Here is a 26,117-nt window from a genome sequence, read left to right as displayed (position 1 = left end):
CATGAAAGACCTTAAGTCTTACCTTTCAGGCACAATCGCCACCGCTGCCCTGTTTGCGGTCCTTGGTTCGCAGGCTATCGCGGAAACCAGCATGGAGATTGAGGCCGGCATCGGTGGGGCAGACCCCGACCCTGATGCGCCGCTTGTGGCATTGGGTGAGCCCCCAATCCCGTTGGACAACCCCCAGACCGAGGCCAAGATCGAACTGGGCAAGATGCTGTTTTTCGATCCCCGTCTGGGCGGTAACCCATCGACCCCGTGTTCGTCCTGCCATCTGCCGGATGTGGGCTGGGATGTCGAAGCCCCGATCTCGTTCGGCTATCCGGGCACGACCCACTGGCGCAACAGCCAGACCATCGTGAACTCGGCCTATTACGGCAAACTGTTCTGGGCGGGCTCAAGCAAAAGCCTTGAAAGCCAGGCCAAATCCGCCGCAGGCGGTGCGGTAGCAGGCAACGGCGAGGCCGACATGATGGAGGCGCGTCTGGCCTTTGTTCCCGAATATGTCGAACGCTTTAACGATGTCTTCGGTGATCAATGGCCGCGCATCAGCAACGCATGGCGGGCCATAGCCGCGTTTGAGCGGACCATTGTTCAGACCGACACGCCCTTCGACAACTATCTGCGCGGGGATGATGCGGCGCTGACCGAGGAACAGAAACGCGGGCTTGAGCTGTTTACCGGCAAGGCGCAATGTTCCGAATGCCACAACGGCGCGCTGCTGTCGGATGAGAAATACTACAACACCGGCGTGCCGCCCTATAGCGGCTGGGAAGATGATGGTCTGGCACAAGTGACCTTCCGGTATGAGCTCTATGCCAAAGGCTCGACCGAGGATTTCTATCGTCACACCAAAGACGACCCCGGCTTCTATTTCCGCACCAAGGAAAAGGCCGATCTGGGCAAGTTCCGTACACCATCCCTGCGCTACACCCTCTACACCGAACCCTACATGCATAACGGCATGTTGGAGACGCTCGAGGATGTGGTCGAGTTCTACAATCAGGGCGGCGGCGAAAATGAATTCGCAGCAACCAAATCCGATCTGATCCAGCCGCTTGGCCTGAACGATCAGGAAAAAGCGGATCTGGTGGCCTTCCTGAAATCCCTGTCCGGTGACGAGATTCTGGTCGAAGAACCTGATCTGCCGGATTACCAGCCGCTTCCCGCGGCAGCAGAGGAGTAAGCGTCATGAAAGATCATAACGCAACCGGATGCAGCTGTTCGGGTGAGGCCAAAAAGGCCTGCACCGTGAACCGCCGCCAGTTCCTGTTCGCCTCGGGTGCCACGACCTTTGCCGTGATGGTGGCCATGCCCACCCGTCACGGCCAGGCCGAACAGGTTCCCGCCCTTGTATCCACCTATCCGCGCAAGCTGATCGGCAAACTGTCCGAACTGAAACAGGATGAGCCGGTCGAGTTTTACTACCCGGATGAGGGCGATTATTCGGACTCGATCCTGGTCAAGACCGGCGTGGAAAGCGGCGGTGGCATCGGTCCGCAAAAGGACGTTGTGGCCTTCAACCTCACCTGCACCCACCAGGGCGGGTCGATGTATGACAGCTACAAGCCCGAACATAAGGTGCTGGGCCCGTGCCCGCTGCACCTGTCCACCTATGACGTGACACGGCACGGCATCCTCGTTTCGGGGCAAGCCTACCAGTCTTTACCGCAGGTTCTTTTGGAACTGGACGGTGATGACATCTACGCCGTTGGCATGTTCGGCCTGATCTATGGCCGTTACGACAACCTGATTGCATAAGGGGAGACGGTATCATGGCAACCCCGTATTACGTACCCGAAACAAACGTCCCGCTGCCGCCCAAAGGCGCCGAGGTCATCTCGACCGCCTGTGATTACTGCATCGTGGCCTGTGGTTACAAAGTCTACCGCTGGCCCGTGACGGCCAAACCCGGTGGCCCAACTGCGGACGAAAACGCGTTTGGCGAGGATTTCCCTGTTGCACCTCTGGGTGCCTGGGTCGCGCCGAACCAGCACAATATCGTGCTGCACAAAGGCCAGCCGCACCATGTGGTGATCATTCCTGACAAGGACACGCAATACGTCAACACTGACGGCGACAGTTCCTTGCGGGGCGGGTGTATCGCGCAGAAATGCTATAACCCGCAGACACCGACACGCGACCGTCTGAAGACACCGCTGATGCGGATCTACGGCACATTGATGCCAGTTCCGTGGGATCTGGCGCTGGATGTGGCGGCCGAGGTGGGCAACCACGTCATCGCCAAGCACGGCACCAACGCTTATGGCGTGAAAACCTTCAGCTATCAGTATATCGAGAACACCTATGCGATCTCGAAATACGCGCTGCGCCATATCAACACCGCCAACTTCACTTTCCACGACACGCCGTCCGATGTGACCTCGACCCCCGGTTTCAGGGATGCGGGCTTTGACAACTTTGGCCCCTCCTATGAGGACTGGCGTGACGCGGAAACCCTGCTGGTCTGCGGCACTGATCCATATGAGACCAAGACTATCCTCTATACCCAGTGGATGATGAAGGGGATGCAGAACGGCCAGAAAGAGATCTATCTGATCCCGCGTAGCTCGGCCGGTGTGGCCCATGCAGTCAAGATGGGTGGTCTGCATATCGATGTTCTGCCCGGTACCGACTTGCTGGTCGTCAACGCCATCGCCCGCGTCATCGTGGAAAATGGCTGGGAAGACAGCGACTGGATCAAGAAATGGGTCAACAACAAATGGGAAAGCTCCTCCGGTTTTGGTCAGGGCACCCGGAACACGCCATGGCAGTGGCGCACGACCTGGGGCAAGTTCCAGACCAAAGGCTTTGAAGACTGGAAAGAGTGGCTGCGGTCGCAAGACGAGTTCTCGCCCGAGAACGCAGCCGCCATGGCCGAAATCGATGTGCAGAAAATCTATACTGCCGCCGAATGGCTTGCCAAACCCAAGGCGGATGGCACGCGGCCCAAAACCTCGGTCATGATCGAGAAAGGGTTCTACTGGTCCAACAACACCGGCAACACACAGGCGATTTCCGCGCTAGGCATCATCTGTGGCTGTGGTGGTCGTCCGGGTCAGGTCATTGGCCGGGCCGGTGGACACCAGCGTGGCGGCGTGAAGGGCGGGAAATATCCGCGCAACAAATCGCCCGAGAAGCTGCCGGGTCGCCGTCGCCGCGCCATGGATACCGACCGGTACCTGATCGCAGGTCATACCCGTATGGCCCACGTGATCGGCACCACATGGATCCAGGCCATGTGCGGCAGCCAACAGCTGGCCGACAAGTTCGAGGAACTAACCGTTCGCAACCCGCACCAGATCGCCTCTTTCGACAAGCAAGAGATGATCGACACGTTGAAGGCCCGCGCCGACAGCGGTGGCATGGTGGTGATCAACCAGGACATCTATCTGCAGGACCCGATCGGCAACCGCTACGCCGACATCGTGTTCCCCGCAGCGACCTGGGGTGAAGAGGACTTCTTGCGCGCCAATGGTGAACGCCGTCTGCGTCTCTATCAGAAGTTCTATGATGCTCCCGGTGCGGCAAAACCCGACTGGTGGATCATCGCGCAACTGGCACAGCGGATGGGTTTTGACGGGTTCGACTGGCAGAGCTCGAACGAAGTCGCCGAAGAAGCCGTGCGCTTTACCCGCGGGTCGCGCAAGGACTTCCACGCTGTCTATCGTTTGGCCAAGAAAGAGGGCAAAGGCCTGCACCAGAAGGTCCGTGAGTTTGGCACTGATGGTGTGCAATGCCCGGTCATGCTGGATGCCGATGGCGTAACGCTGATTGAAACCAAGCGTCTGCACGACACAACCCGCACGCTGCCCGATACCGGTGCAGCCGGCGCGGATGTGTTCAACAAGAAGCTGACGCATTTCAACAGCCAAACCGGCAAGTGCAACATTCAGAAATCGCCGTGGGGCCTGTTCTCGGATTATTGGGAATGGCTGAAACCCAACAAGGACGAAGGCGAGCTTTGGGCCACTTCGGGTCGTATTAACGAACGCTGGCAGTCCGGCTTCGACGACCGTCGCCGCCCGTATATCGTGCAGCGCTGGCCGGAAAACTGGGTCGAAATCCATCCCGACGATGCGGCTGAACGCGGCATCGAAAGCGGCGACTATGTGATGGTGTATTCGGAACGCGTTCCGGGCAACAAACACACGCTGCTGGGTGTGGAGGGCGATGACTTTCAGTTCTCGAAACTAATGGAGAACGGGCATATCGAGTTGACCAAAGCGGCGATCACCGCCGTGGCCATGGTCACGCCCGCCATCAAGAAAAGCGTGGTCTACATGGACTTCCTGCACATGCAGCAGCCTGCGAACGCGCTTGAGGGCCGGATCGTCGACTGGATCAGCGGCAACTACAATTACAAGATGGGCGTTGCCAAGCTGCGCAAACTGGGGCCGAGCCCCTACAAGACCTCGTTCCGCACGATGTCCTTTGCGCCGCGCGATATCGCCTGATGAAAGCATGCCGGGGGGCGGACGCCATGCCGCCCCTCTGGTTCGGTCCCACTGCAGAAGGGACCACCTGGAAGGCAGGTATCGGTTGGGAAACCTGCCTTCCACTTCCCAACCCTCCCAACACAAACATGGCAGCTTGATATGAACATTCAGACCAATACCGCCCTGCGAGATGAGGCCACCGGCCTGTTTTCCGAATATGCAAAATCCGAATATGACGTCATTCGTCTGCGAGCGATTCAGGCCCTGACCACCATAGGCGCCAGCAACAGCCCGGCCCTGATCGAAGCGCTGCTGGACGACGATGAGGACGTCCGGCAGGATGCCGCCCAAGCTCTGGGGGCATTGGGTGTGAAAGAAGCAGCCCCGCAGCTACTTGAGAATCTGATTCACGATCCCTGTGGCGAGGTCAAACTGGCCTGCGTGACGGCCCTGGCCGAGCTTAAGGCCGAAGATGCCGCGCCTTACCTGCGCACCCTCGTCACCGGACGCGGGGATGAGATTACATGGGATGAAGACGAGTTGCACCAGGACGAATGGGATGACTGGCTCGACACCCAGATCGCTGCGATCAGGGCGCTGGGGCAGATGGCGGATGCGACTGCGATTGAGCCCATTGTCATTGCTTTGATGGACGAAGACGGGCAGGAGTTGGGCGATGTTGCCTGCGAGGCTTTGGGACGGATTGGCGTACCAGCCGTGCCAACTCTGGGCGTTTTCACACAGTCTTCAAACCGCCGCCTGCGCCACCGCGCCCTACGTACCCTGGCAACGATTGGTGGTGCCGAAGCCGAAGGTCTTCTGCGCAAGGCTTTGAATGATAAGGATGGAGCTGTTCGTTTGATTGCCCATGAGGCACTGATGCCCAACGATCCGGTTTTGGTCGAGCAAGCATTGACGGACTCAGTGGAAGAAATTCGGATTGCCGCGCTCAATCAGTCCGGTTTTTCAGAACCCGAACTGCTGGACCGTATGATGCGTGACCCCGGCGCCAAGGTTCAAATGGCGCTGATCGATCGACTGGATCGTAGCCAGCCTATCGCGGATCAGGAAGACTTGCGCTGGCAAGTGCTGGACTTCCTTGCCACCGGTCAACAGCCCGAGGTATCGGCGCAGGCGTTGGGCCTGTTGTCAGCTTTGGCGCCGACTTTGGTGGCGGATCGCCTGAATGCGCTTTTTTCTGTTGAAAGCGATGACCTCAAGGCTGAGCGCCTGCAATGGGCTATCGTAGATGCTCTTGCAACTTCTCCCCTGCGCGAAGCGGCTGAATGGTTGCAGCGTGCATGTCGCTCACCCTTCCGGTCCGTTCGGCTCAAGGCTGTGGCGTCACTTGCCTTGATTGTTACTGATGTGGATCGCCCGCATGTGAACCAACAACAGGGCCGAGAGTTGCTGCTGTCCTTTGCGTTGGCCCCGATGCCAGTGGCCTCGGAAAAAGAGGAGACCGAGGAAGACGCCCCGCAGAACGATATCGCCGCGCTGGAAGATGCTGGGCTGGACGTCTCAGAAGGGGGCGAGAATGGTCCAACATCAAGCCTCGGTGCAATCCTCGGCCATGACGCTATCGCCGCTGAGATGACACAAGAGGCCGAGGAAGACACGGTTCAACCCCTGACACCGCGCGAGCAGGCGCTGTTGGCCAAGGCAACCCGTCATCCCAAGCGCCGTCGCGTCGCGCTGGACGACGACGCCGAAGCGCTGGACAGAGAGACCCGCATGTCCGCCATCCGCCTGTTGGGCGAAATTCGCGGGATGCAGATCATGCTTGCTCAGATCGCCAAGGACCCCGAAAGCGATATAGCACAACAAGCCTTTGCAGCGCTTGGCGTTTCAATTGTGCGCAACGGGCTAGAGCTGGGCGAAGCGCAACTGATCGATCTGATCACTCAGGGGCTTTCGCACACAGATTCAACACTTTCGCTGCAAGCATTGAAATTGCTGCAAAAGGCCGATCTGCCACCGCAAGACGCGCTGAGAGGTAAGTTGCGGGCGATGGTAAAAACCGGAGACACCGCCTTTCGCATCGATGCCATGCACGTCCTGACCCAATGGGATGGCACCCCCGACGTGGCGCGTAGCCTGCTGGATGACATTTCGGCCCCGGTGCGGCAAGCAGCGATGCGTCTTTTGTCGGTAACTGCTCCGGATCAGGCAGGCGCTGCTATTGTGCCGTTCCTTCTGGCCAACCCCGAGCAACGAATCCTGACCTATGTCAAAGACGACGCCCCTGCAGTGATGTCCATTGGTCGCCAATTGCTGACCGAGTTGCGCGACGAAGACCACCGCGCCGAATGGCCGGTAATGATAAGCGCGCTGGCCGATTTGTTGGGGGAACCTTCACGGGCGGCCTGAACCCGGAGGGACAGATGGTATTTTCGCTGAAACCATGTGCAGCGATTTTGGCAGGGGTATTGGCATTTGCTCCTGTCGCGAAGGCCTCGGATGTTCCCGAGGTTGCCGTTGTGCATCAGATCATCGATTTGAACGCCGATACCCCGGCGCATACCTTTCGGTTTGAACCGAACCTGTTGCGTGTCCCCGCTGGGGCAACCGTGCGTTTCAAAGGGTCTACTGGGCGTCACACGGTAACGTCGATTTTCCGAATGATCCCCGTCAGAGCCCGTAGTTTCGAGATCAGAGGCAAGCCCGAGATGGACTTGACCTTCGAGAAAGAGGGTGAGTATGGCATCCGCTGCCGCGTGCATGGCCGCCATGGCATGGTCATGCTGCTGGTTGTCGGCGATCCCAACTCGAACCTGGAAGAAGCGCGCGCCTATCTGCCCAAACTCGGCGAGGCTGAGCAGGCTGGATTTGAAGCGCTGTTCGAACAATTGGAGAACAAAAATGGCTGATGGATGCGCCTGTGACCGCCACGCTCACATGTACCTATCTGTCGATCAGGCACAGAACCGCGGTTTGGCCGTTTCTGATCCGTTGACCGACACGGAAACATTGCCGTTGATTCAAGCGATTGGACGGGTTCTGGCAGAGGACTGTGTCAGCAAGGTCGACATGCCAGCCTTTGATAATTCGGCGATGGACGGCTATGCGGTTCGGACTCAGGATCTGAGCGATGGCCCACTGTTCGATTTGCCCGTCGCTGGACGTATTGCAGCTGGCGACAGCGGCGCGCATTCGGCCCCGGCAGGCAGTGCACTGCGCATCTTCACTGGTGCTCCGGTTCCTGATGATTTCGACGCGGTGCTGATGCAGGAGGACTGCGAGACGACCGAAACCGGCATCCGGTTCACCCGCCGCCCGAAACCAGGGCAGCATATCCGCCGCGTGGGCGAGGACCTGAAAGCAGGTGCCCCGATCTTGCGCCGGGGATGCGAGATCACGGCGCGTGAAGCAGCCGCTTTGGCCTCGGCCGGGTACGGAGCGGTGAAAGTGGTCCGCAAACTGAAAGTTACAATCTTCTCGACAGGAAGCGAGTTGAAGCAGCCGGGCGAAGAATTGGGCCCCGGCCAGATTTACAATTCGAACCGCTATATGCTGTTGGCATTGTTGGACAAGCCGTGGATCGAGCTGACCGACAAGGGCCCGGTTGAAGACAACCCGGTCTTGCTGGAACAGGTCTTGCGTGAAGCCTGTGAAACCTCTGATCTGATTATTACCACGGGTGGTGTATCTGTCGGGGATGAAGATCATATGCCACGCCTATTCGCGGAAATAGGCGGCCAGACTGATGTGATGAAGGTTGCGATGAAACCCGGAAAACCGATCATGTTCGGACGGCGAGAGGGTGCTTTATATATCGGGCTGCCGGGTAACCCGGTGTCTGCCTATGTGACCTGGCAGATCATTGGATCGCAGATGATGGCGCGGCGGGCCGGGCTGCATCGCACGCCTCAAATGCCAGAGCAGGCGGTTCTGGCCGAGCCGCTTCAGCGCCGCGCGGGTCGTCAGGAGTATCGCCCGGTCCAGATCGAAGGCGTGTCCGTAGAAGGTGCGCCCCGCCTTCGGTTAATGGCCCCATCCTACAGCGGGCGCGTCGCACTGTTGGCGCAAGCCGACGGTTTAGCCATAATTCCGGCAGAGATCGAAGCCATGCCCGAGGGGCAGGGGCTGCATTTTTTGCGGTTCTGATGCCGTTTGTTGCGAGGAATTCTGTTACCGTTCGCGGCTTGCACGACCCAGGTGGCCGCCGGTACAACGGATCAGCGCCAGCCTGTAAAAAACGCTAGAAAGCCATTATGGTCAAAGAACATATTCTTGTAGTTGATGATGATCCCCAGATCACCTCGTTCTTGCAGAGGTATCTGGAGAAGCAGGGTTGTCAGGTCACCTGTGCGGCGGACGGCGATGCGATGGATGCGATCCTGGCGCAAGGTGGCGTGGATTTGATCCTGTTGGACATTGGCCTGCCGGGACGCAGTGGTTTTGACATTACCCGCCAGTTACGGGTCGAATCGAATATTCCGATCATCGTTTTGTCGGGCCGCGACGACATTTTTGACCGCGTTGTAGGATTGGAATTTGGTGCTGACGATTATATCACCAAGCCCTTCGAAGCGCGTGAAGTGCTGGCACGCATCCGGACTGTGTTGCGTCGAAGCCGCGGGGACGAGGACGTGAGCTCTGCAAATGGGTCTGGGTCTCCACTGATCATGTTCGGCGACTGGGTTCTGAACCCTTATGAACGGACGTTGACATCCAAAGACAGTGGTCAGCAAACGCCTTTGACCACAACGGAATTTGATGTTTTGCAGGCGTTTGTCCTAAGCCCGCATATTGTGTTTTCCCGTGATCAGTTGCTGGAAAAGGCGCGGGGCCGGGACACTGTCGTAGGCGACCGAACAATAGACGTTCATGTTTTGCGTCTTCGCAAGAAGATCGAGCCCGACCCGACCGACCCCACATATATCAAGACGGTTCACGGTATCGGATATTGCTTTGCGGCGAATGTGCAAAAGTCCGGGGCGTGAAGCGCAGGGCTTTCCGGGCGTCAGGTGGTGCTAAGACACCAGCTCTTCTGCTTCTTTCTTTGAGCTAATGAACTATTTGGCGAAAAGAAGGACTTGCGTTTTAATTTCTGCGGCGAACGTTCCCTGAACATCCTAAATTTGTCGCTGTTGTTAAAGTGCATGACGGAATATGCACTGACAGAGGCGATTGGAGTGCGTCACGATGCGTTGGTGCACAGAAAGTTAGGAACACTTCCACATGCGGTATTCGGCGCTCGCTATTTTGCGACAGGTTCTGAACGGACACAGGGGCTGGGGCCCCGCGTGGCGGGATCCCGAGCCGCAATCGGACTATGATTTTATCGTCATCGGTGGCGGCGGTCACGGTCTGGCAACGGCTTACTATTTGGCGAAGGAACATAATGCAGCCCGCGTTGCAGTGTTGGAGAAGGGCTGGATCGGTGGTGGCAATGTGGGCCGGAATACCACGATCATTCGAGCCAATTACTTGCTGGACGGCAATCAGCCGTTCTATGAGTTGTCGCTGAAACTCTGGGAGAACCTTGAGCAGGACCTTAACTACAACGCGATGGTCAGTCAGCGTGGCATTCTGAACCTGTGCCACACGGATTCACAGCGCGATGCGTATCGCCGTCGGGGCAATGCGATGATGTTCACCGACTCGGGGGCCGAATTGCTGGACACCGACGGTGTGCGTGCGATGTATCCGTTCCTGAATTTTGATGATGCACGTTTCCCGATCCTCGGCGGACTGCTGCACCGCCGCGGTGGTACAGCGCGGCATGACGGAGTGGCCTGGGGCTATGCCCGTGCAGCGGACCAACGCGGTGTCGATATTATTCAGAACTGCGAGGTCACTGGATTTCGCATCGAGAACGGCAAGGTTCTGGGTGTTGAAACCACGCGGGGTTACATCGGCGCCAAGAAAGTGGGCGTTGCAGTTGCGGGTTCGTCCGGCCGGGTGATGGCCCATGCGGGACTGCGTCTGCCGATCGAAAGCCATGTGCTGCAGGCCTTTGTGTCCGAGGGGCTGAAACCAGTTTTGGACGGTGTGATCACCTATGGGGCCGGGCATTTCTATATCAGCCAGTCTGACAAAGGGGGGTTGGTGTTTGGTGGCGATATCGATGGCTACAACACCTATGCACAACGCGGCAACCTGCCGGTGGTCGAAGATGTCGTTGAAGGGGGTATGTCCCTTATGCCGATGATCGGCCGAACACGCCTGCTGCGCATGTGGGGCGGAGTGATGGACATGTCGATGGACGGGTCGCCGTTTATTGACCACACCGGTGTAGACGGTCTCTATTTCAACGGCGGTTGGTGCTATGGCGGCTTCAAGGCAACGCCGGCCTCGGGCTTTTGCTTTGCGCATTTGATGGCCACAGATCGCCCGCATGAAGTCGCCACCGCGTATCGTCTCGACCGCTTCAGAACGGGTCGAATGATCGACGAAAGAGGCGCGGGCGCGCAACCGAATCTGCACTGAGGAAGCCAGGACATGATCATTAATCACCCACTGCTTGGCCCGCGTGATGCATCCGAGTTCACCTATCTGGGCGATGCCGCGTTGATCGAACGGCCAGATTGGCAGTCAGAAACGGCGCAAGACGAATTTCACGACTATGTCTACTTGCGAGACAACCCTGCGGGGACGCATCGCGAGCTTTGGTTTCATGAGCAGGGGGACCGGTCCTGGCTGGTGGTTACCCGCAATACAATGACGCATGAAATTCTAGCAACGGAACTGGCGCGGGATGTTGCCCGCAAGATGGGGCGCGGGAAATGACTCAGAAAAATCGCTTGCAAGGGGGCTTGGTCGACCGCTCGAAAAAGCTGTGTTTTACCTTCGATGGGAAGTCATACGAAGGGTATCAGGGCGACACGCTTGCCTCGGCCCTTTTGGCCAATGATGTGCGGTTGGTTGGCCGATCTTTCAAATATCACCGACCGCGGGGTGTTCTGGCGTCGGGTTCTGAAGAACCCAACGCGCTGGTCGAATTGCGCACGGGCGACCGACAGGAACCCAATACGCGGGCAACGACCGTTGAGTTGTTTGACGGGCTTGAGGCGCGCTCGCAAAACCGTTGGCCCTCTTTGGCGTTTGACGTACTCTCTATCAATGACCGGTTGTCTCCTTTTCTGACGGCGGGGTTCTACTACAAAACGTTCATGTGGCCCAAAGCGTTCTGGGAAAAGCTCTACGAACCGATGATCCGCCGGGCCGCTGGTCTGGGCAGCCTGTCGCAAAAGGATGACCCGGATATTTACGATAAAGGGTATCTGCATTGTGACGTGCTGGTGATCGGGGCGGGACCTTCGGGCTTGATCGCCGCTTTGACGGCGGCTCGTGCTGGAGCAAGGGTCATTCTGGCTGATGAAGACAGTCAGATGGGCGGTCGCTTGCTAGCCGATAGCGACAGGTTCGAGGATGTTTCGAATTCCGATTGGGTCGCGCAGGTTCTGGGCGAGCTGGCGTCGATGGACAATGTCCGCCTGCTGACGCGTACCACCGTGTTTGGTGTGTATGACCATGGCATCTTTGGCGCGCTCGAGCGCGTGTCGGATCACCTTGCTACGCCCGAGGTGGGCAAGCCGCGTCAGATCCTGTGGCGGATCTACTCAAAAAGGTCGGTGCTGTGCGCCGGTGCGACCGAGCGGCCCATCGCGTTTGCGAATAACGATCGTCCGGGCATTATGCTGGCAGGCGCGATGCGTGAATACGCAAACCGCTGGGCAGTGACGCCGGGTCAGCGCGTTGCAATCTTCACAAATAACGACGAAGGCCACTTTGTTGCGCAAGACCTGATCCGCGCCGGTGTTAAGGTTGTCGCCGTGATTGATCCCCGTCGCGATGTCACGCGCATTGCAGAATGCGAGTTGCTGGCGGGTGCACAGGTCACGGATACGCAGGGCCGACTGGGCCTGAAAATGATCACCGTGCAGCTGTCTGATGGTAAAACCCGGCCGATTGAAGTAAGTGGATTGGGCGTCTCGGGCGGGTGGAACCCAAATGTACAGCTGACATGCCACCAGCGCGGTCGTCCCCAATGGTCCGAGGAACTTGCGGCTTTCGTGCCTTCTGCTGATCTGCCACAGGGCATGAACGTGGCAGGGGCAGCAGCCGGTGATCTTACCACAGCTGGCGCGTTAGTTTCGGGCTGCAACGCAGCGCTTACGGCGCTGGAGGGGCTGGGGCTTAAAGCCAGCGCAATCGATCTGCCAAAGAGCAATGACGAGGCGGTTCGGATCACGCCGCTATGGCATGTGCCTGGCAAAGGCCGCGCCTGGCTGGATTTCCAGAACGACGTGACTGTTAAGGACGTTAGACTTGCCGAACAGGAAGGGTTTCGCAGCGTTGAACACCTGAAACGGTACACCACGCTTGGAATGGCGACCGATCAGGGCAAGACGGCTAATGTGGGTGCTTTGGCCGTGATGGCCGAGATCACCGGCAAGAGTATTCCAGAAACCGGTACTACCATATTCCGCCCGCCGTATTCTCCGGTGTCGCTGGGAGCTTGGGCCGGGCGCTCGGTCGGCAAGGAATTCAGGCCCGCCCGTCTGACGCCCAGCCACCAATGGGCTGAAGAACAGGGCGCGGTGTTTGTCGAAGTTGGCCCCTGGCTGCGCGCACAATGGTTCCCGCAGTCCGGTGAAACCCATTGGCGTCAATCGGTAGACCGCGAGGTTCTGGCCGTGCGCAGCGGCGTCGGTGTTTGTGACGTGACCACGCTGGGTAAAATCGACGTACAGGGCACCGATGCAGCGGCGTTTCTGAACAAGGTCTATTGCAACGGGTTTGCCAAGCTGCCCGTGGGCAAGACCCGATATGGGCTGATGTTACGCGAAGATGGTCTTGTTATGGATGACGGTACCGCCGCGCGTTTGGCCGAGGACCATTTTGTGGTGACTACGACGACGGCCAATGCCGTTGGTGTTTATCGCCATATGGAATTTGTGCATCAATGCCTGTTCCCGGACATGGACGTGCAGCTGATCTCGACCACAGACGCCTGGGCTCAGTTTGCCGTGGCGGGCCCGAAATCTCGAGAGCTGTTGCAGCAAGTTGTTGATGACACATTTGACATCAGCAATGAGGCATTCCCATTTATGGGTTGTGCAGAAATCACCATTGCAGGCGGTGTCCCCGCCCGACTGTTCCGCATCTCGTTTTCCGGCGAGTTGGCGTTTGAGCTGGCGGTTCCCACCCGGTACGGCGACGCATTGATCCGGCATCTGATGGAACTTGGCAAACCCTTGGGTGTAACCCCATACGGGATGGAAGCCTTGGGCGTATTGCGGATCGAAAAAGGCCATGTCACGGGGAATGAACTGAACGGAACCATCAGCGCCCATAATCTGGGTATGGGGCGCATGGTTTCGACCAAAAAAGACAGTATCGGCGCGCCGCTCAGCGCGCGCGCGGCTTTGGTTGATCCCGAGGGTCTGGCGCTGGTTGGCATTCAACCCGTTGAGAACTCTGACACTGTGTTGGCAGGGGCGCATGTCTTTGCCGAGGGTGCACCGCATTTGCGGCAGAACGATCAGGGCTATGTCACTTCAGCAGGATACTCTCCACACTTGTCCAGCAGTATCGGTCTTGCCTTTGTGGAACGCGGATCGCAACGTCTGGGTGAAGTTGTTCAGGTTGTGAGCCCGGTAGACAATTCGAACATCAAAGCAACCCTTGTCAGTGCCCATTTCGTTGACCCTGAAGGAGACAGGCTCCGTGCGTGATTTTGTTGCCAAGACTGCCTTAGGCGGCATTGAGCCCCGCAAAGATGTGATTGGATCGCTTACCCTTCAGGAACGAGATGATATCGCCCTGGCTTCAATCTCTGCCCGTTTGGGTCAGGAAGAAGCGCTAAAAGCCAGGCTAGAGACCGTGTGTTCCGTTGTCGCTCCAAAGCCGGGGCGCAGCGAACAAGGCGAAAACAGAAGCTTGCATTGGTTGGGTGCTGATCAATACCTGTGTGAAGAAGCGCTTTCCGGCCCGTTGGTCTTGGCCCGTCGGCTCGTGGATGAATTGGCAGGTGTCGCCTCGGTCACTGATCAGACGGATGCCTTTGTGCGGATGGACGTATCGGGTCAAGGCGTAGTCGATCTGTTACAACGCCTGACCGTCCTGGATGTTGAACAGATGCTCGCCGGGGCTTTCAGTCGTACCGCCATTCACCACGTGGGATGCTTGCTGCGTTGCAATGAGGCTGGGATGGCCTTTTCGGTGTACGCGCCGCGCAGCTATGCGATCTCAGTTCACCACGCGTTGGTTGAAGTATCCAAGGCTTTGTAGGCGGCGTGCTGGGATGCTTGCTCGCAAGGGCGTGAAACGGATTTGGGTCGCGCCTAAACGCGCCTGCGCCCGATCAGACTGAACCAGGCGTTTCCATGCCAGCGCTGTACTCGCCTCATTGCGCGCGGCCTGTAATACCAATTCATAACTGTGCATGCGGGGTTAAACAGGAATTTCACCCTGAAAACCTATGTCGCGAAAACAAGAAGGCCCGGTGTCCAAGTGTTCTCATGCTCTTCAAGGAATACCAGGCGCCACTGAGAGCCCAACAACAACTGTCTAAAACCTCAGTGACGCGTTGCAGCGCTTGATGGTGTCGCTAACACTAAAATGAGCGAATGTGTTAGTCGTATACTGAGGTGTAAGTGTCGCCTTTTTGACTGAGCTACCCTCACCTAGCATATATTTATTCCAAGTTGAAAAACGCAAAAATATTTGTGCTTGCGCGCTTTGGTCAAGCGGCTTCAACGTATGCCGGAAAATCCAGAGGCGTATGCAAGTGGTTAAAAAACCGGGAGAAGATAAACGGTAAGCCATGCAGCCAAGCGTGGTCAATTGACCGTAGCTCAAATCTGAACTGTGCAAGGTTCTCAGTTGATCTGGCCTGTGGAGCAGAGCGTTTCGCTTAGTGACCCGGGAAATCAACCTGCTCAGTTACATAATCCAAAACGGCATACGCAAGGAGGAGCACCCAACATGTCGATACCTGAACCTTTTACGGACGTTGAAATAGAAACGGCGGATGCCGGTTTCTATGAAAACTACAGCGTCCCGATTGCCCTTATCAGTAAGGCGATCATGGTTGGCTTGGTTTTGTGGGCTCTGGTTTTCCCCGCAAATGCGAATAGCACGCTGGGCAGCCTGAACGGACAGTTGCTCGAAGTTTTCAACAGTTTCTATGTCGTAATTGTAGGCCTGTTTTTCTTCTTCCTTGCCATCGTGGCCATCATTCCGGCAACGGGTCGCCGGGTCATGGGTACTCCTGGAGAAAAACCTGAATTCTCGAATTTCTCATGGTTTTCCATGATGTTTGGAGCCGGTCTGGGTGTAGGCCTGATGGTGTTCGCCACAGCAGAACCGCTGGGCCTTTGGGGATCAAACCCCGTGGTCGTGTCTGGAGCGGTTGAAGGCAACACGCCTGAAGCCCTGCAATCGGCTTACCGCTTCACCTACTTGCACTATGGCTTCCATGCGTGGGCGATCTACGTCGTGACTGGTCTGTCGCTGGCCTACTACGCATACACGCGCGACATGCCGCTCACGATCCGCTCGGCGTTGACACCGCTGTTTGGTCGTTTCGTCAACGGCTTTTTCGGCCATGTGGTCGATGTTTTGGGCGTTGTTGCAACGATCCTAGGTGTGTCCGTTACTATCGGTTACGGGGTCAGCCAGTTTATTGACGGCGTCTACGCCATCACCGGTATGGGCTGGGTCATGGATCTGGGCGGAGAAGTTCCGACTCCCAGCAAAGTTGGCCTGATCACCGGTCTGATCGTCATCATGACGTTGTCGATCATCTCGGCTGTATCGGGTGTTGGCCGGGGTGTGAAATACCTGTCGAACCTGAACCTCGTCCTGTCGATAATCCTGCTGGGCACATTTATCGTATTCGGTTCGTTTGTCTTTGCCATGACCACATATGGCTCAGCGATGATCGACTACATCCTTCACTTCCTGTCGCTTAGCTTTAATGCCTACGGCCCCCTGTCGGCCGAAGCATTTGCTGCGGCTCTACCCGCCGAGGCGCAAGCTCACGCAGCAGACCTGATGGGTGGTGCAACCAACGCCTGGGGTAGCTTTGACGGCTTCAAGGGCGGGCTGGAAGGCGCAGCAGCCGAGTTGGACGAAGCGACCTTGGCCGCAGCTTATGCAGCCGGTGAGCAAGGCCGTCAGTTCGGTTGGCAGGCTGGTTGGACTACCTTCTACTGGGCCTGGTGGATCGCGTTCTCGCCCTTTGTGGGCCTGTTCCTGGCGCGTATCTCCAAAGGTCGCACTGTCCGTGAGTTCATCCTGGGCTGCGTGTTCGCACCGGCACTGGTCTGCTTTGCATGGATGACCGTATTGGGCGGTACTGCGATTGATTTGGAACTGGCAGGCGCCGCTGAAGGTGCGATCATCGGGGCATCGAACACCAACAAGCTGTTCGTGACGCTGTCCTACATGATCGACGGTGGTTTGCTGTCTATGCTGAACGTCATGTGCGTGATCCTGATCATGACCTTTCTGGTCACGTCTGCTGACTCGGGTATTTTGGTGATGAACACCATTATGTCCGGTGGCAGCCAGGAAACGGGTGTCAAGCACCGCATTATCTGGGGCGTGATCCTGACGGCAGTGATCGGTGCGCTGATCCTGGCAGCGGGTGAAAACAACCCGATGGATGCATTGCGCAATGCCATGATCATTGGCGCGCTGCCGTTCACAATGGTGATGGGTCTGATGTGCGTTTCGCTGGGCAAGGCATTGTTCCGCGACAGCCAGCGCGACAAACACGGCACTGTAAGCACACAGGCTGCTGAGTAAGCCCACGATTTGTAGATCGTTTGGTCAGGCCGCTCTGTCACGGGCGGCCTGACTTTTTACGTAAGTTCCCGCGCCAGCTTTGAGTTTCCGCAAAAAAAGCCCCGGGGCGAACCGGGGCTTAGCGGACTCTCGTTTCAACAATGCTTACATGCAGGCTTCAATTGCGCGCTTTGTCATGACCGATACAAGGTGCGCGCGGTATTCTTTGCTGCCATGCAAATCGGCGATCATGTTCGCCGGATTGATCCGAAGGCCCATCAAAGCATCTGGGCGGAATTCCTTGTCCAGGGCTTCTTCGGCCTCGGACCAACGGAAGACACCATCTTCGCTTGCACCCGTCACAGCAACGCGCACGCCATCCGCAAAACGAGCCAGGTAGACGCCGACCAACGCAAACCGTGACGCGGGCTGCAGGAACTTTTGATAGCTCGCTGCCTGCGGTACGGGGAAACGGATCGAGGTGATGATTTCACCTTCGTCAAGCGCAGTTGTAAACATGCCCTCAAAGAACGCATCCGCAGCGATCTGACGCGCATTTGTCACGATGGTTGCCCCGGACCCCAGAACCCCCGCTGGATAGCAAGCTGCCGGATCATTGTTGGCCACAGAGCCACCAATGGTGCCCCGATTGCGCACTGCAGGATCACCGATCTGACCGGCAAGCGCCGCCAGGGCTGGATACGTAGCGGCAGCGTCACGCTCCACAGTGGCATGCGTTGTCGCGCCACCGATCGAGACGGACCCGTCATCCTCAGCGCAAACGCCCTGCATCTCGGCTATCCCACTCATCGACACCAGCTTGGATGGCGCGGCAAGTCTCTGCTTCAGTGTCGGGATCAGTGTCTGCCCGCCTCCCAAAGCCTGCGCATCCTCAGCCCCCAACGCGGCAACCGCATCGGCGATGGTCGAGGGTTTTTCAAAATCGAAACTGTACATTTCGTCTTCCTTTCCGAAAGGCGCGGATCCGCCCTTCATCTGGCTATAAATATCTCGGGGAGCGCGAGGGGCTGGCCCCTCGCACCCCAACACCTCAGCTGTTCATCGCCGACCAGACGCGAGCCGGGCTCATCGGCATGTCGATGTGATCCACCGCCTTCCCGCCCGAGTTCAACGCATCCAGCACCGCATTGACCACTGCAGGTGGCGAGCCAATTGCACCAGCTTCACCACAACCCTTCACTCCAAGCGGATTGTGCGTACAGGGCGTCTGGCTGGAATGGTCAACACCATAAAACGGCACATCATCCGCGCGCGGCATGGCGTAGTCCATGTACGAGGCGCTGAGCAGTTGGCCGTTCTCATCATAGGCACAGTTCTCAAGCAGAGCCTGGCCGATGCCCTGGCCAATACCGCCATGCACCTGACCGTCGACGATCATCGGGTTGATGATGTTGCCAAAGTCGTCCGCCGCCGTGAACTTTTCGATGCTCACCTGGCCGGTATCCGGATCGACCTCAACCTCACAGGCGTAGGCACCAGCCGGGAAGGTAAAATTGGCCGGGTCATAGAACGCAGTCTCTTCCAGCCCTGGCTCCACTTCTAGCGGGAAGTTGTGTGGAACATAGGCCGTCAGGGTTACATCGCCCCAGGCCACCGATTTGTCGGTTCCTGCTACACTAAACTGACCGTCTTTCAACTCGATATCGGCCTCGGACGCTTCCAACAGGTGCGCGGCGATCTTTTTGGCTTTTTCGATCACCTTCTCAGTTGCCTTGACCATAGCCGAGCCGCAGACAGCCAACGAACGAGAGCCGTATGTGCCCATTCCAAACGGAATCTTCGAAGTATCGCCATGTACGATTTCGACCAACGACTCATCAATGCCGATCATGTCGGCCACAACCTGTGGGAAGGCGGTCTCGTGCCCTTGTCCGTGGCTGTGTGCGCCGACCATGACGCTGATTGAACCGGTGGCGTTCACGCGAACAGTGGCTGCATCATAAAGACCCGCGCGGGCCCCAAGCATCCCAACAATGTTGGATGGCGCAATGCCACACGCTTCGATGTAGCAGTTGATGCCCAAGCCCCGCAGCTTGCCTTTGGCTTCGCTTTGCGTACGACGCGCGGCAAAGCCTGCCAGATCAGCAGCGGCCTCAAGCTTGTCCATCGTTCCGTTGTAATCCCCGGTGTCATAGGTCAGCGCTACTGGTGTGTCATAGGGGAACTGAGTGACAAAGTTCTGACGGCGCAGCGCTATCGGGTCGACGCCCAACTCGCGCGCTGCCTTATCCACTACGCGCTCCAACTGGAACGTCGCTTCGGGACGACCCGCACCGCGATAGGCATCCACCGGAACCGTGTTGGTGAACATCGCTTTCACATTCACCTGAATGACCGGCGTCTTGTAGTTGCCTGCCATCAGAGTCCCATGCAGCCAGGTTGGAACCGAGCTTGAGAAGGTCGACAGATACGCACCCAGATTGGCAAAGGTGTTGGTACGCAGACCGATGAAATTGTTATCTGCATCCAGCGCCAGTTCGATCTTGCTGACATGGTCACGGCCATGGGCATCTGACATGAACGCCTCGGACCGGCTTGAAGTCCACTTGACCGGACGGCCACAAGCTTTGGCAGCGAAGGTACAGAATGCCTCTTCCGCATAGTGGAAGATTTTGGTGCCGAAGCCACCGCCAACGTCTGGGGCCACAACGCGCACCTTGTGTTCGGGTAAGCCCAGAACAAAAGCGCACATCAACAGGCGGATCACGTGCGGGTTTTGCGACGTGGTATAAAGCGTATACTCGTCCGTTCCACGCTTGTATTCGCCAACGGCGACACGCGGTTCCATTGGGTTCGCGACCAGACGGTTGTTGACCAGATCAAGCGTCGTCACATGCGCGGCATTGGCAAAGACTTCATCGACCTTGGCGTCGTCAGTTTCACCCAACTGCCAATCGTAACAGATGTTGTTCTTTAGATCGTCATGAACCAGCGTTGCGCCATCCTGCGCTGCAGCCTTCATGTCGATTACAGCGGGCAGCTCTTCGATGTCCAGATCGATGGCTTCGGCAGCGTCACGCGCCTGCTCAAGGCTGTCGGCCACAACTGCGGCAATCGGATCGCCCACATGGCGCACTTTGCCCTGCGCCAGAATAGGATGCGGAGGTTCCTGCATCGGAGCGCCATGCTTGTCGGTCACTTCCCATCCGCAAGGCATCCCGCCGACGCCTTCAAAATCCTTGCCGGTGAACACCTTGACCACGCCGGGCATGGCTTCGGCGGTAGAGGTGTCTATTGATTTGATCCGACCATGCGCAATGTCAGATCTCAGAAAATGCACATAAGCTTGGCCATGTACGTTTATGTCGTCGGTGTAATTACCTGCTCCGGTCAGAAAGCGCACGTCCTCGCGCCGCTTGGAACTGGCTCCGATGCCACTGTCTTTGGGCATTGCTTGTTCTCCTCCCTGGAAAAGAATTTTCGGCGAAAATTCTTGTGCGCCTCACTCGGCGGCGATGCTGGAAACGTCTTGGCCAGATGCGGCCATGATCGCTTTGACGATGTTGTGATACCCGGTGCATCGGCACAGGTTGCCTTCCAGATATTTCCGGATTTCAGCCTCGGTTGGGCGCGGGTTCTCTTTCAGCAGTGCTGCCGCACTCATCACCATGCCTGGCGTGCAAAAGCCGCACTGAAGGCCATGGTGGTCCTGAAACGCCTGTTGGATCACGTTCAGCGATCCATCCGCATTGGCCTGGCCTTCGATTGTACCAACGTCGGCCCCGTCAGCCTCAGCCGCCAGCATGTTGCACGACTTCACCGCCTCACCGTTCACATGCACGACGCAGGCGCCACACTGCGCAGTGTCACAACCGACATGGGTGCCCGTCAAAGACAGATGCTCACGCAGAAAACCGGACAGCAATGTCCGGCCCTCAACGTCTCCGCTTACGGCCTTGCCGTTCACGGTCATTGAAATCTTCATGAATTTCTCCTCCCTGAATTCCCTTGGTTCAATCGCCCAATACGCGTTTGAACCAGCCTTTCTTTTCTTCCTTTTCCTCACCGTCATCCGAAGTTTCCGCCTCGGGCGCTGGTTGCGGTTCGACCGCGTTCTGAAAATTCTCAAAGAACTGATCAGCCAGTTTTCTGGCAACGCCGTCGATGATCCGTCCTCCCAACTGGGCCAGCTTGCCGCCAACACGAGCGTCGACGCTGTATGTCAGCAAAGTACCTTCGGGGGCGTCTGCCAGACTCACATCTGCAGACCCTTTGGCGAACCCTGCTGCTCCGCCCTTACCTTCACCCGAGAGCTTCACGCTTTCAAGCGCCACGAGATCGGAAAGAGTGACGGCCCCTTTGAAGGTCGCTTTGACAGGCCCCACTTTTTGCACAACCGTTGCTTCGAACCCGTATTCAACCGAGCCTGTCATCTCCTGACACCCCGGAACGCAGTCTTTCAGAACCTCCGCCGACAAGAGCGCATCCCAGACCTTGGATCGTGGCGCAGCTATGACGCGGCTGTCACTCAGTTCCATTCAATGTCTCCAACCATTTTTTGTTACGCTACGCGGTGTTGGCTGCCCTGCCTATAAGACCTTGGGTGTAGTCGCCGCCCTGCGCGCAGCCAATATAGACCACTGTGACGCTGCATTTCCCTGTAAGCAAACCATTTGTCGTCTACGACCATCGGCCAGTAGGGACGGTTTTCATTGAGTGTTAGGATTGGTTAGGCTGGGACCAAATGGATTACAAAAGGCGATACCAAATGCTTGCCGATTCCGCCCGACGGACAGATTTCAAGAATGTGCTGATTGTTGATGACCATCCTTTGTTTTGCGACGCTCTGTCGATGACCTTACAGACGGTGGCGAAGATTGGCGACATCCACACTGTGGACAGGCTGGAAGGTGCCATGGATCTACTGGCGCAAGGATTAAAACCGGATGCGGTCATGCTGGATCTGAACCTGCCGGATGTGGACGGGTTGGACGGGCTTGTGCGTCTTAAAGCTGCTGCCAATGTGCCGGTCATTGTGGTGTCTTCCCTGACGGACAGCCGTGTTGTCAATCAAGTTATTCAAGCCGGAGCGTCTGGTTATGTGCCCAAGCACAGTCAGCGGGATGTGTTTCGAACAGCAATAGAAGCGGTGCAAGCAGGTGACATCTTTGTGCCCGAAGGCTGCGTGTTGATCGAGGCGGAAGAAGACGACGAACACAGCGATGCAGTAAACCGGCTGGCGACGCTGACAAATCAGCAATCGCGAATACTGCAACTGATCTGCGAAGGCAAATTGAATAAGCAAATCGCCTATGACCTTTCAATTGCCGAGACCACGGTAAAGGCGCATGTTACTGCAATCATGCGGAAATTGGGTGTGCAAAGCCGCACGCAGGCGGTTTTGATCGCCAAGAAAGCGTCGTTTGCCAGCGTCTTGCAAGAGCAGGGCTAAGCGGCATAGTCTCATTCAACCGTCGCGCTTTGAGGGAGGACGCACGATGGACCAAGCAGTCGGGTGTGCGACAGCTCAGGCCCGTGCGCCAGGCATCGTTAAAACGGCATTTGTACATTATGACAGCACCCAGGCGGTCAAATCACTTGAACGCGATTTGGGTGATGGGCCTTTTGCGCTTGTCATTCTTTTCGTAAGCTCCAAGTCAAATGCGTCTGCCGTCATTTCCGAAGCTCAGCGTATTTTTGCGCCAACACCTGTTGTCGGCTGCACCACCGCCGGAGAGTTGGCGAATGATGGCTATTGTGAAGGCAAAATCGTCGCGATTGCCATGCCGCAAAGCCACTTTGAAGCCCGCACTGTCCTTATTTCCGATCTGAACAACATTGATGCGCAGAGCATTATTAACGAGATGATTAATAATCGTCATGCCATGATGGAGTCATCGCCTGACTGGGCGCATGAATTCACATTCCTGATGATCGACGGGTTGTCGACCAAAGAAGATGCACTGACCTCTGAACTTGCAGTTGGCTTGGGGCCGGTGCCTTTGTTTGGCGGCTCGGCCGGGGATGGAACGCGATTTGGGCAAACTTTTGTGTTGCATGAAGGTCGTGCGCTCAGCAATGCGGCCATTCTGGCTCAGGTTCGTACCCGCTGTCCGATCAAAGTGTTCAAAACCGATCACCTAGTGCCGGCCCAACGGCGCATGGTTGTCACCAAGGCTGATCCGGCAAAGCGGATTGTACAGGAGATCAACGCAGAACCAGCCGCGCGCGAATATGCGCGCATTCTTGGAAAAGACCCCGAGCAACTGACAACATTCACCTTTGCCGCCCATCCAGTGGTCGTGCAAATTGGCGGGCAGCATCACGTCCGCGCGATCCAACAGGTGGCTGGCAATGGGGATCTGGTTTTTTTCTCGGCCATTGATGAAGGTTTGGTTCTGACGCTGGCTGAACCTCGTGACATGGTCGAACATCTGCAAACAGAAATTAGTGCGCTGAACGAAAAGCACCAACCGGATACCATTTTGGGCTGTGACTGCATCCTGCGCCGGTTAGAGGCGCAGGAAAAGCAGAAGACGCGCGACATCTCGGATATTCTGGCGCGCAATCATGTGTATGGGTTTTCGACCTATGGCGAACAATACAATTCAATCCATGTGAACCAGACGCTCACCGGTGTTGCGATTTATCAGCCGGAGGATGAGTAACTCATGATCGAGCACCTGACGGACCCCTCCGACACGATAGAGCGTCAAAACGAGAAGCTACGCAAAATTGTCGAAGCTCTTATGCGGCGGGTCGAAGAGTCGACAGATGCTTCAGGAGCTGCATATGCGCAGTTCCAGCGTGCAGCTGTTTTGGAGCAAGAGGTTCGAGCCAGAACAGACGATTTGGAACGCGCACTTGAGCTGCTGAACGAGTCAAACGCAAGGCTGGCGCAGGCCAATCAGGAAACCGAGGCGGCGCGGGCCGACCTCGCCAACGCAATCGAAACGGTTCAGGAAGGCTTTGCTCTGTTCAATCGGGATGATCAACTTGTGCTGTGCAACAGCCGTTTCGGTTCACATATGCCCGACATTCAAGACCGGATGAACCCCGGGCTCGGGTTTTCGGATTATGTCGAATTACTTAGCCAGTCCAAGTTCCTGTCACTACCCGAAGGGATGACCCCGCATGATTGGGGCCAAACTCGCCTGGACCGGCACAGCGAAGATCGCGTGGTCTTTAATGTCCGGCTTGTTGGAAATCGTTGGATGCAGGTGTCCGAGCACCGCACACCAGATGGCGGCACTGTGATCCTACAGACGGATGTAACCGACATTATGCGTATCGAGCGGCAGGAGAGAGACCGCATTCTCGATGACAAAGCCCGCTTGATCCGCGCAACTTTGGAACATATCGAACAGGGTGTCTGCATATTTGACAACAAACACCGCCTGATTGGCTGGAACAATCGTGCCAGCGAATTGTTGGCTGTGCCAATCACCCAATTTCAGATGGGTACACGTTTCGACACTCTGTCCAACCGCCTCAGCGCAAACATTTCTTTCCAAAAGGGGATCACCGAACAGGACTTGTTAAATTGGGTGCGTCGCAGGACCTCGCGACGACCGCTGCAATTTCAAATGCATCGCGGGCGCTCAAAGATTCTGTCTGTTTTTGCTCAGGAAATGCCGGATCGGGGTTTTGTGATCTCTTTTACGGATGTGACGGCGGAACGCAAATCAGCCGAGGCCTTATATGAAGCAAAAGAACTGCTGGAACAGCGCGTGGCGTCACGCACGGTGGAACTTGCCGACGCGCTGAATGAGGCCGAGCGTGCCAACGCGTCGAAGTCGCGTTTTGTGGCCGCCGCCAGTCACGATCTTCTTCAGCCATTGTCAGCCGCAAAGCTGTATGTGGCGTCGCTGGGCAGCGGGTTACAAGGCGAAGATGCCCAGGCTGTTGCTGCAAAAGCGGAAAGTGCGTTGAACAGTGTTGAACACATTCTCGAGGCTTTACTGGACATATCAAAACTGGATTCAGGGCGCGCTCGTGTACACTTGTCCCCAGTTCCTCTTGGACAGCTGTTTTCTCAGATTGAGGACGCATTTCGCCCGGTTGCACAGGCTAAGGGATTGGATTTGCGCTTTGTGGGCACGAGCTCGGTTGTCACCAGTGATGCAAGTTATCTGCGGCGCATTCTACAAAACCTGTTGTCGAATGCGATCCGATACACCGAGGCAGGCAAGGTGCTGGTGGGCGTCAGGCGGCGCAAGAAAACCGTGTCGCTAGAGGTTTGGGATACTGGCATCGGCATCGCACCACATCACAGAGATACTGTTTTTCAGGAGTTTCAGCGTTTGCACTCAGACGCTAGCGCCGCAGAAGGTATGGGGTTGGGGCTTGCGATTGTTGAACGGGCCTGCGGGTTGTTGAGACACCCGATCCATTTGCGGTCCGAGGTTGGCAAAGGTTCGGGGTTCTCGGTTGAAATTCCTCTGGCAAAGACAAGACTGCCGGTGGTGCGCGATCCCTCGGCGCGTCAAAAATCAAACTCTGTATTGCCGTGCAACACTGTCACTTTGCTGATCGAAAACGATGAGAACCTGCGCAATGCGTTGCGCATGACCATCGAGTCTTGGGGTGTTGAGGTTCTGGAAGCGGAAGGCGGAGAAGACGCAACCCGTCTACTACGAGAAATAGGTATACTGCCAGATGTCATTGTTGCCGATTACCAGCTAAATAACGATGAAACCGGGATTGATGCAATAAACGCACTGTTCCACGCGTTTGGCCCTTTGCCTGGGTGTATTATTTCGGCCAATCGGTCCGCTGACCTTGCTGACTACTGTGCGCGTGCTGATCTTCCGTTGCTCTATAAACCTATTGACGCCCAAGTGTTGCGGGCAACTTTGGAAACATCTGTCGCTGGGCGTGATTAACCGCCCCGATTTTTTGCGACCGCTTCAGGGCTGGGGTCTTTTACTTGTTGAAACGGCTGGGTAAGACACCCTTCCACAGTTGTTTCAG

General features: G+C 56.9%; 19 protein-coding genes. 15 read left to right on the top strand and 4 right to left on the bottom strand.

The annotated features are described in order from the left end of the window. The first annotated feature begins 1 nt into the window (after position 1). The 12 genes from GOV85_RS08935 (at position 2) to GOV85_RS08880 (ending at position 17,204) form a co-directional block, all read left to right on the top strand. Positions 2–1,186 carry a cytochrome-c peroxidase gene (locus GOV85_RS08935; protein ID WP_171177114.1) on the top strand — a complete coding sequence of 395 codons (1,185 nt, stop codon included), beginning with the start codon at positions 2–4 and terminating at the stop codon, positions 1,184–1,186. 5 nt (positions 1,187–1,191) lie between these two features. Beyond that, positions 1,192–1,761, top strand: a complete 570-nt coding sequence (locus GOV85_RS08930) for an arsenate reductase (azurin) small subunit (protein WP_171177111.1) — start codon at positions 1,192–1,194, stop codon at positions 1,759–1,761. Positions 1,762–1,775: 14 nt separating this feature from the next. After that, positions 1,776–4,457, top strand: coding sequence for an arsenate reductase (azurin) large subunit (locus GOV85_RS08925; protein ID WP_171177109.1), 2,682 nt, complete (start codon positions 1,776–1,778; stop codon positions 4,455–4,457). Between the two features lie 141 nt (positions 4,458–4,598). Continuing rightward, on the top strand, positions 4,599–6,809 hold the full coding sequence (locus GOV85_RS08920; RefSeq protein WP_171177107.1) for a HEAT repeat domain-containing protein: 2,211 nt from the start codon (positions 4,599–4,601) through the stop codon (positions 6,807–6,809). Between the two features lie 14 nt (positions 6,810–6,823). After that, complete coding sequence (locus tag GOV85_RS08915; RefSeq protein ID WP_171177105.1) at positions 6,824–7,309, top strand: plastocyanin/azurin family copper-binding protein; 486 nt, start codon at positions 6,824–6,826, stop codon at positions 7,307–7,309. Continuing rightward, positions 7,302–8,546 (top strand): gephyrin-like molybdotransferase Glp, encoded by a 1,245-nt coding sequence (gene glp, locus GOV85_RS08910; protein ID WP_171177103.1) that lies wholly within the window; start codon positions 7,302–7,304, stop codon positions 8,544–8,546. Before GOV85_RS08915 ends, glp begins: the two co-directional genes overlap by 8 nt. Positions 8,547–8,653: 107 nt before the next feature. Then, the gene (locus GOV85_RS08905; protein ID WP_171177101.1) at positions 8,654–9,385 is read left to right on the top strand and encodes a response regulator; all 732 of its coding nucleotides are present in this window, start codon (positions 8,654–8,656) and stop codon (positions 9,383–9,385) included. Positions 9,386–9,623: 238 nt separating this feature from the next. Next, a complete protein-coding gene (locus GOV85_RS08900; RefSeq protein WP_171177099.1) occupies positions 9,624–10,874 on the top strand; it encodes a sarcosine oxidase subunit beta family protein in 1,251 nt (416 codons plus the stop codon). 12 nt (positions 10,875–10,886) lie between these two features. Continuing rightward, positions 10,887–11,174, top strand: a complete 288-nt coding sequence (locus GOV85_RS08895) for a sarcosine oxidase subunit delta (protein WP_171177097.1) — start codon at positions 10,887–10,889, stop codon at positions 11,172–11,174. Continuing rightward, on the top strand, positions 11,171–14,125 hold the full coding sequence (locus GOV85_RS08890) for a sarcosine oxidase subunit alpha family protein (RefSeq protein WP_171177095.1): 2,955 nt from the start codon (positions 11,171–11,173) through the stop codon (positions 14,123–14,125). Before GOV85_RS08895 ends, GOV85_RS08890 begins: the two co-directional genes overlap by 4 nt. Beyond that, on the top strand, positions 14,118–14,681 hold the full coding sequence (locus GOV85_RS08885; RefSeq protein ID WP_171177093.1) for a sarcosine oxidase subunit gamma: 564 nt from the start codon (positions 14,118–14,120) through the stop codon (positions 14,679–14,681). Before GOV85_RS08890 ends, GOV85_RS08885 begins: the two co-directional genes overlap by 8 nt. Positions 14,682–15,377: 696 nt before the next feature. After that, positions 15,378–17,204, top strand: coding sequence for a BCCT family transporter (locus GOV85_RS08880; RefSeq protein ID WP_171177091.1), 1,827 nt, complete (start codon positions 15,378–15,380; stop codon positions 17,202–17,204). A 144-nt stretch (positions 17,205–17,348) separates the two neighbouring features. On the opposite strand, the gene GOV85_RS08875 is transcribed toward GOV85_RS08880, so the two are convergent. The 4 genes from GOV85_RS08875 to GOV85_RS08860 all read right to left on the bottom strand — a co-directional run bounded on the left by GOV85_RS08875 (position 17,349) and on the right by GOV85_RS08860 (position 21,682). Continuing rightward, a complete protein-coding gene (locus tag GOV85_RS08875) occupies positions 17,349–18,140 on the bottom strand; it encodes a xanthine dehydrogenase family protein subunit M (protein WP_171177089.1) in 792 nt (263 codons plus the stop codon). 94 nt (positions 18,141–18,234) lie between these two features. Beyond that, positions 18,235–20,595, bottom strand: coding sequence for a xanthine dehydrogenase family protein molybdopterin-binding subunit (locus GOV85_RS08870; RefSeq protein WP_171177087.1), 2,361 nt, complete (start codon positions 20,593–20,595; stop codon positions 18,235–18,237). 51 nt (positions 20,596–20,646) lie between these two features. Next, positions 20,647–21,129, bottom strand: a complete 483-nt coding sequence (locus GOV85_RS08865; RefSeq protein ID WP_171177085.1) for a (2Fe-2S)-binding protein — start codon at positions 21,127–21,129, stop codon at positions 20,647–20,649. A 28-nt stretch (positions 21,130–21,157) separates the two neighbouring features. Beyond that, positions 21,158–21,682 carry a CoxG family protein gene (locus GOV85_RS08860; protein WP_171177084.1) on the bottom strand — a complete coding sequence of 175 codons (525 nt, stop codon included), beginning with the start codon at positions 21,680–21,682 and terminating at the stop codon, positions 21,158–21,160. A 230-nt stretch (positions 21,683–21,912) separates the two neighbouring features. Here GOV85_RS08860 and GOV85_RS08855 point away from each other — a divergent pair, with 230 nt between their 5' ends. From GOV85_RS08855 to GOV85_RS08845, 3 genes are read left to right on the top strand one after another with little or no spacing between them, the layout of a single operon-like run. Further along, a complete protein-coding gene (locus GOV85_RS08855; protein WP_171177081.1) occupies positions 21,913–22,596 on the top strand; it encodes a response regulator transcription factor in 684 nt (227 codons plus the stop codon). Positions 22,597–22,642: 46 nt separating this feature from the next. Then, positions 22,643–23,812 (top strand): FIST N-terminal domain-containing protein, encoded by a 1,170-nt coding sequence (locus tag GOV85_RS08850; protein WP_171177079.1) that lies wholly within the window; start codon positions 22,643–22,645, stop codon positions 23,810–23,812. A 3-nt stretch (positions 23,813–23,815) separates the two neighbouring features. Beyond that, on the top strand, positions 23,816–26,029 hold the full coding sequence (locus GOV85_RS08845) for a PAS-domain containing protein (protein WP_171177077.1): 2,214 nt from the start codon (positions 23,816–23,818) through the stop codon (positions 26,027–26,029). Positions 26,030–26,117 lie beyond the last annotated feature (88 nt).

Origin of the sequence: Ruegeria sp. HKCCA4633 (genome assembly GCF_013034605.1) — a bacterium.
Lineage (GTDB): Bacteria > Pseudomonadota > Alphaproteobacteria > Rhodobacterales > Rhodobacteraceae > Ruegeria.
This window is presented reverse-complemented; position numbering and strand designations above follow the sequence as displayed.

What these genes read in the sequence shown, in the direction of transcription:
- GOV85_RS08875 (WP_171177089.1), bottom strand. Translation starts at nt 18,140, where the DNA reads ATGTACAGTTTCGATTTTGAAAAACCCTCGACCATCGCCGATGCGGTT.
- glp (WP_171177103.1), top strand. Translation starts at nt 7,302, where the DNA reads ATGGCTGATGGATGCGCCTGTGACCGCCACGCTCACATGTACCTATCT.
- GOV85_RS08925 (WP_171177109.1), top strand. Translation starts at nt 1,776, where the DNA reads ATGGCAACCCCGTATTACGTACCCGAAACAAACGTCCCGCTGCCGCCC.
- GOV85_RS08880 (WP_171177091.1), top strand. Translation starts at nt 15,378, where the DNA reads ATGTCGATACCTGAACCTTTTACGGACGTTGAAATAGAAACGGCGGAT.
- GOV85_RS08895 (WP_171177097.1), top strand. Translation starts at nt 10,887, where the DNA reads ATGATCATTAATCACCCACTGCTTGGCCCGCGTGATGCATCCGAGTTC.
- GOV85_RS08930 (WP_171177111.1), top strand. Translation starts at nt 1,192, where the DNA reads ATGAAAGATCATAACGCAACCGGATGCAGCTGTTCGGGTGAGGCCAAA.
- GOV85_RS08905 (WP_171177101.1), top strand. Translation starts at nt 8,654, where the DNA reads ATGGTCAAAGAACATATTCTTGTAGTTGATGATGATCCCCAGATCACC.
- GOV85_RS08850 (WP_171177079.1), top strand. Translation starts at nt 22,643, where the DNA reads ATGGACCAAGCAGTCGGGTGTGCGACAGCTCAGGCCCGTGCGCCAGGC.
- GOV85_RS08845 (WP_171177077.1), top strand. Translation starts at nt 23,816, where the DNA reads ATGATCGAGCACCTGACGGACCCCTCCGACACGATAGAGCGTCAAAAC.
- GOV85_RS08870 (WP_171177087.1), bottom strand. Translation starts at nt 20,595, where the DNA reads ATGCCCAAAGACAGTGGCATCGGAGCCAGTTCCAAGCGGCGCGAGGAC.
- GOV85_RS08915 (WP_171177105.1), top strand. Translation starts at nt 6,824, where the DNA reads ATGGTATTTTCGCTGAAACCATGTGCAGCGATTTTGGCAGGGGTATTG.
- GOV85_RS08920 (WP_171177107.1), top strand. Translation starts at nt 4,599, where the DNA reads ATGAACATTCAGACCAATACCGCCCTGCGAGATGAGGCCACCGGCCTG.
- GOV85_RS08860 (WP_171177084.1), bottom strand. Translation starts at nt 21,682, where the DNA reads ATGGAACTGAGTGACAGCCGCGTCATAGCTGCGCCACGATCCAAGGTC.
- GOV85_RS08855 (WP_171177081.1), top strand. Translation starts at nt 21,913, where the DNA reads ATGCTTGCCGATTCCGCCCGACGGACAGATTTCAAGAATGTGCTGATT.
- GOV85_RS08890 (WP_171177095.1), top strand. Translation starts at nt 11,171, where the DNA reads ATGACTCAGAAAAATCGCTTGCAAGGGGGCTTGGTCGACCGCTCGAAA.
- GOV85_RS08935 (WP_171177114.1), top strand. Translation starts at nt 2, where the DNA reads ATGAAAGACCTTAAGTCTTACCTTTCAGGCACAATCGCCACCGCTGCC.
- GOV85_RS08865 (WP_171177085.1), bottom strand. Translation starts at nt 21,129, where the DNA reads ATGAAGATTTCAATGACCGTGAACGGCAAGGCCGTAAGCGGAGACGTT.
- GOV85_RS08900 (WP_171177099.1), top strand. Translation starts at nt 9,624, where the DNA reads ATGCGGTATTCGGCGCTCGCTATTTTGCGACAGGTTCTGAACGGACAC.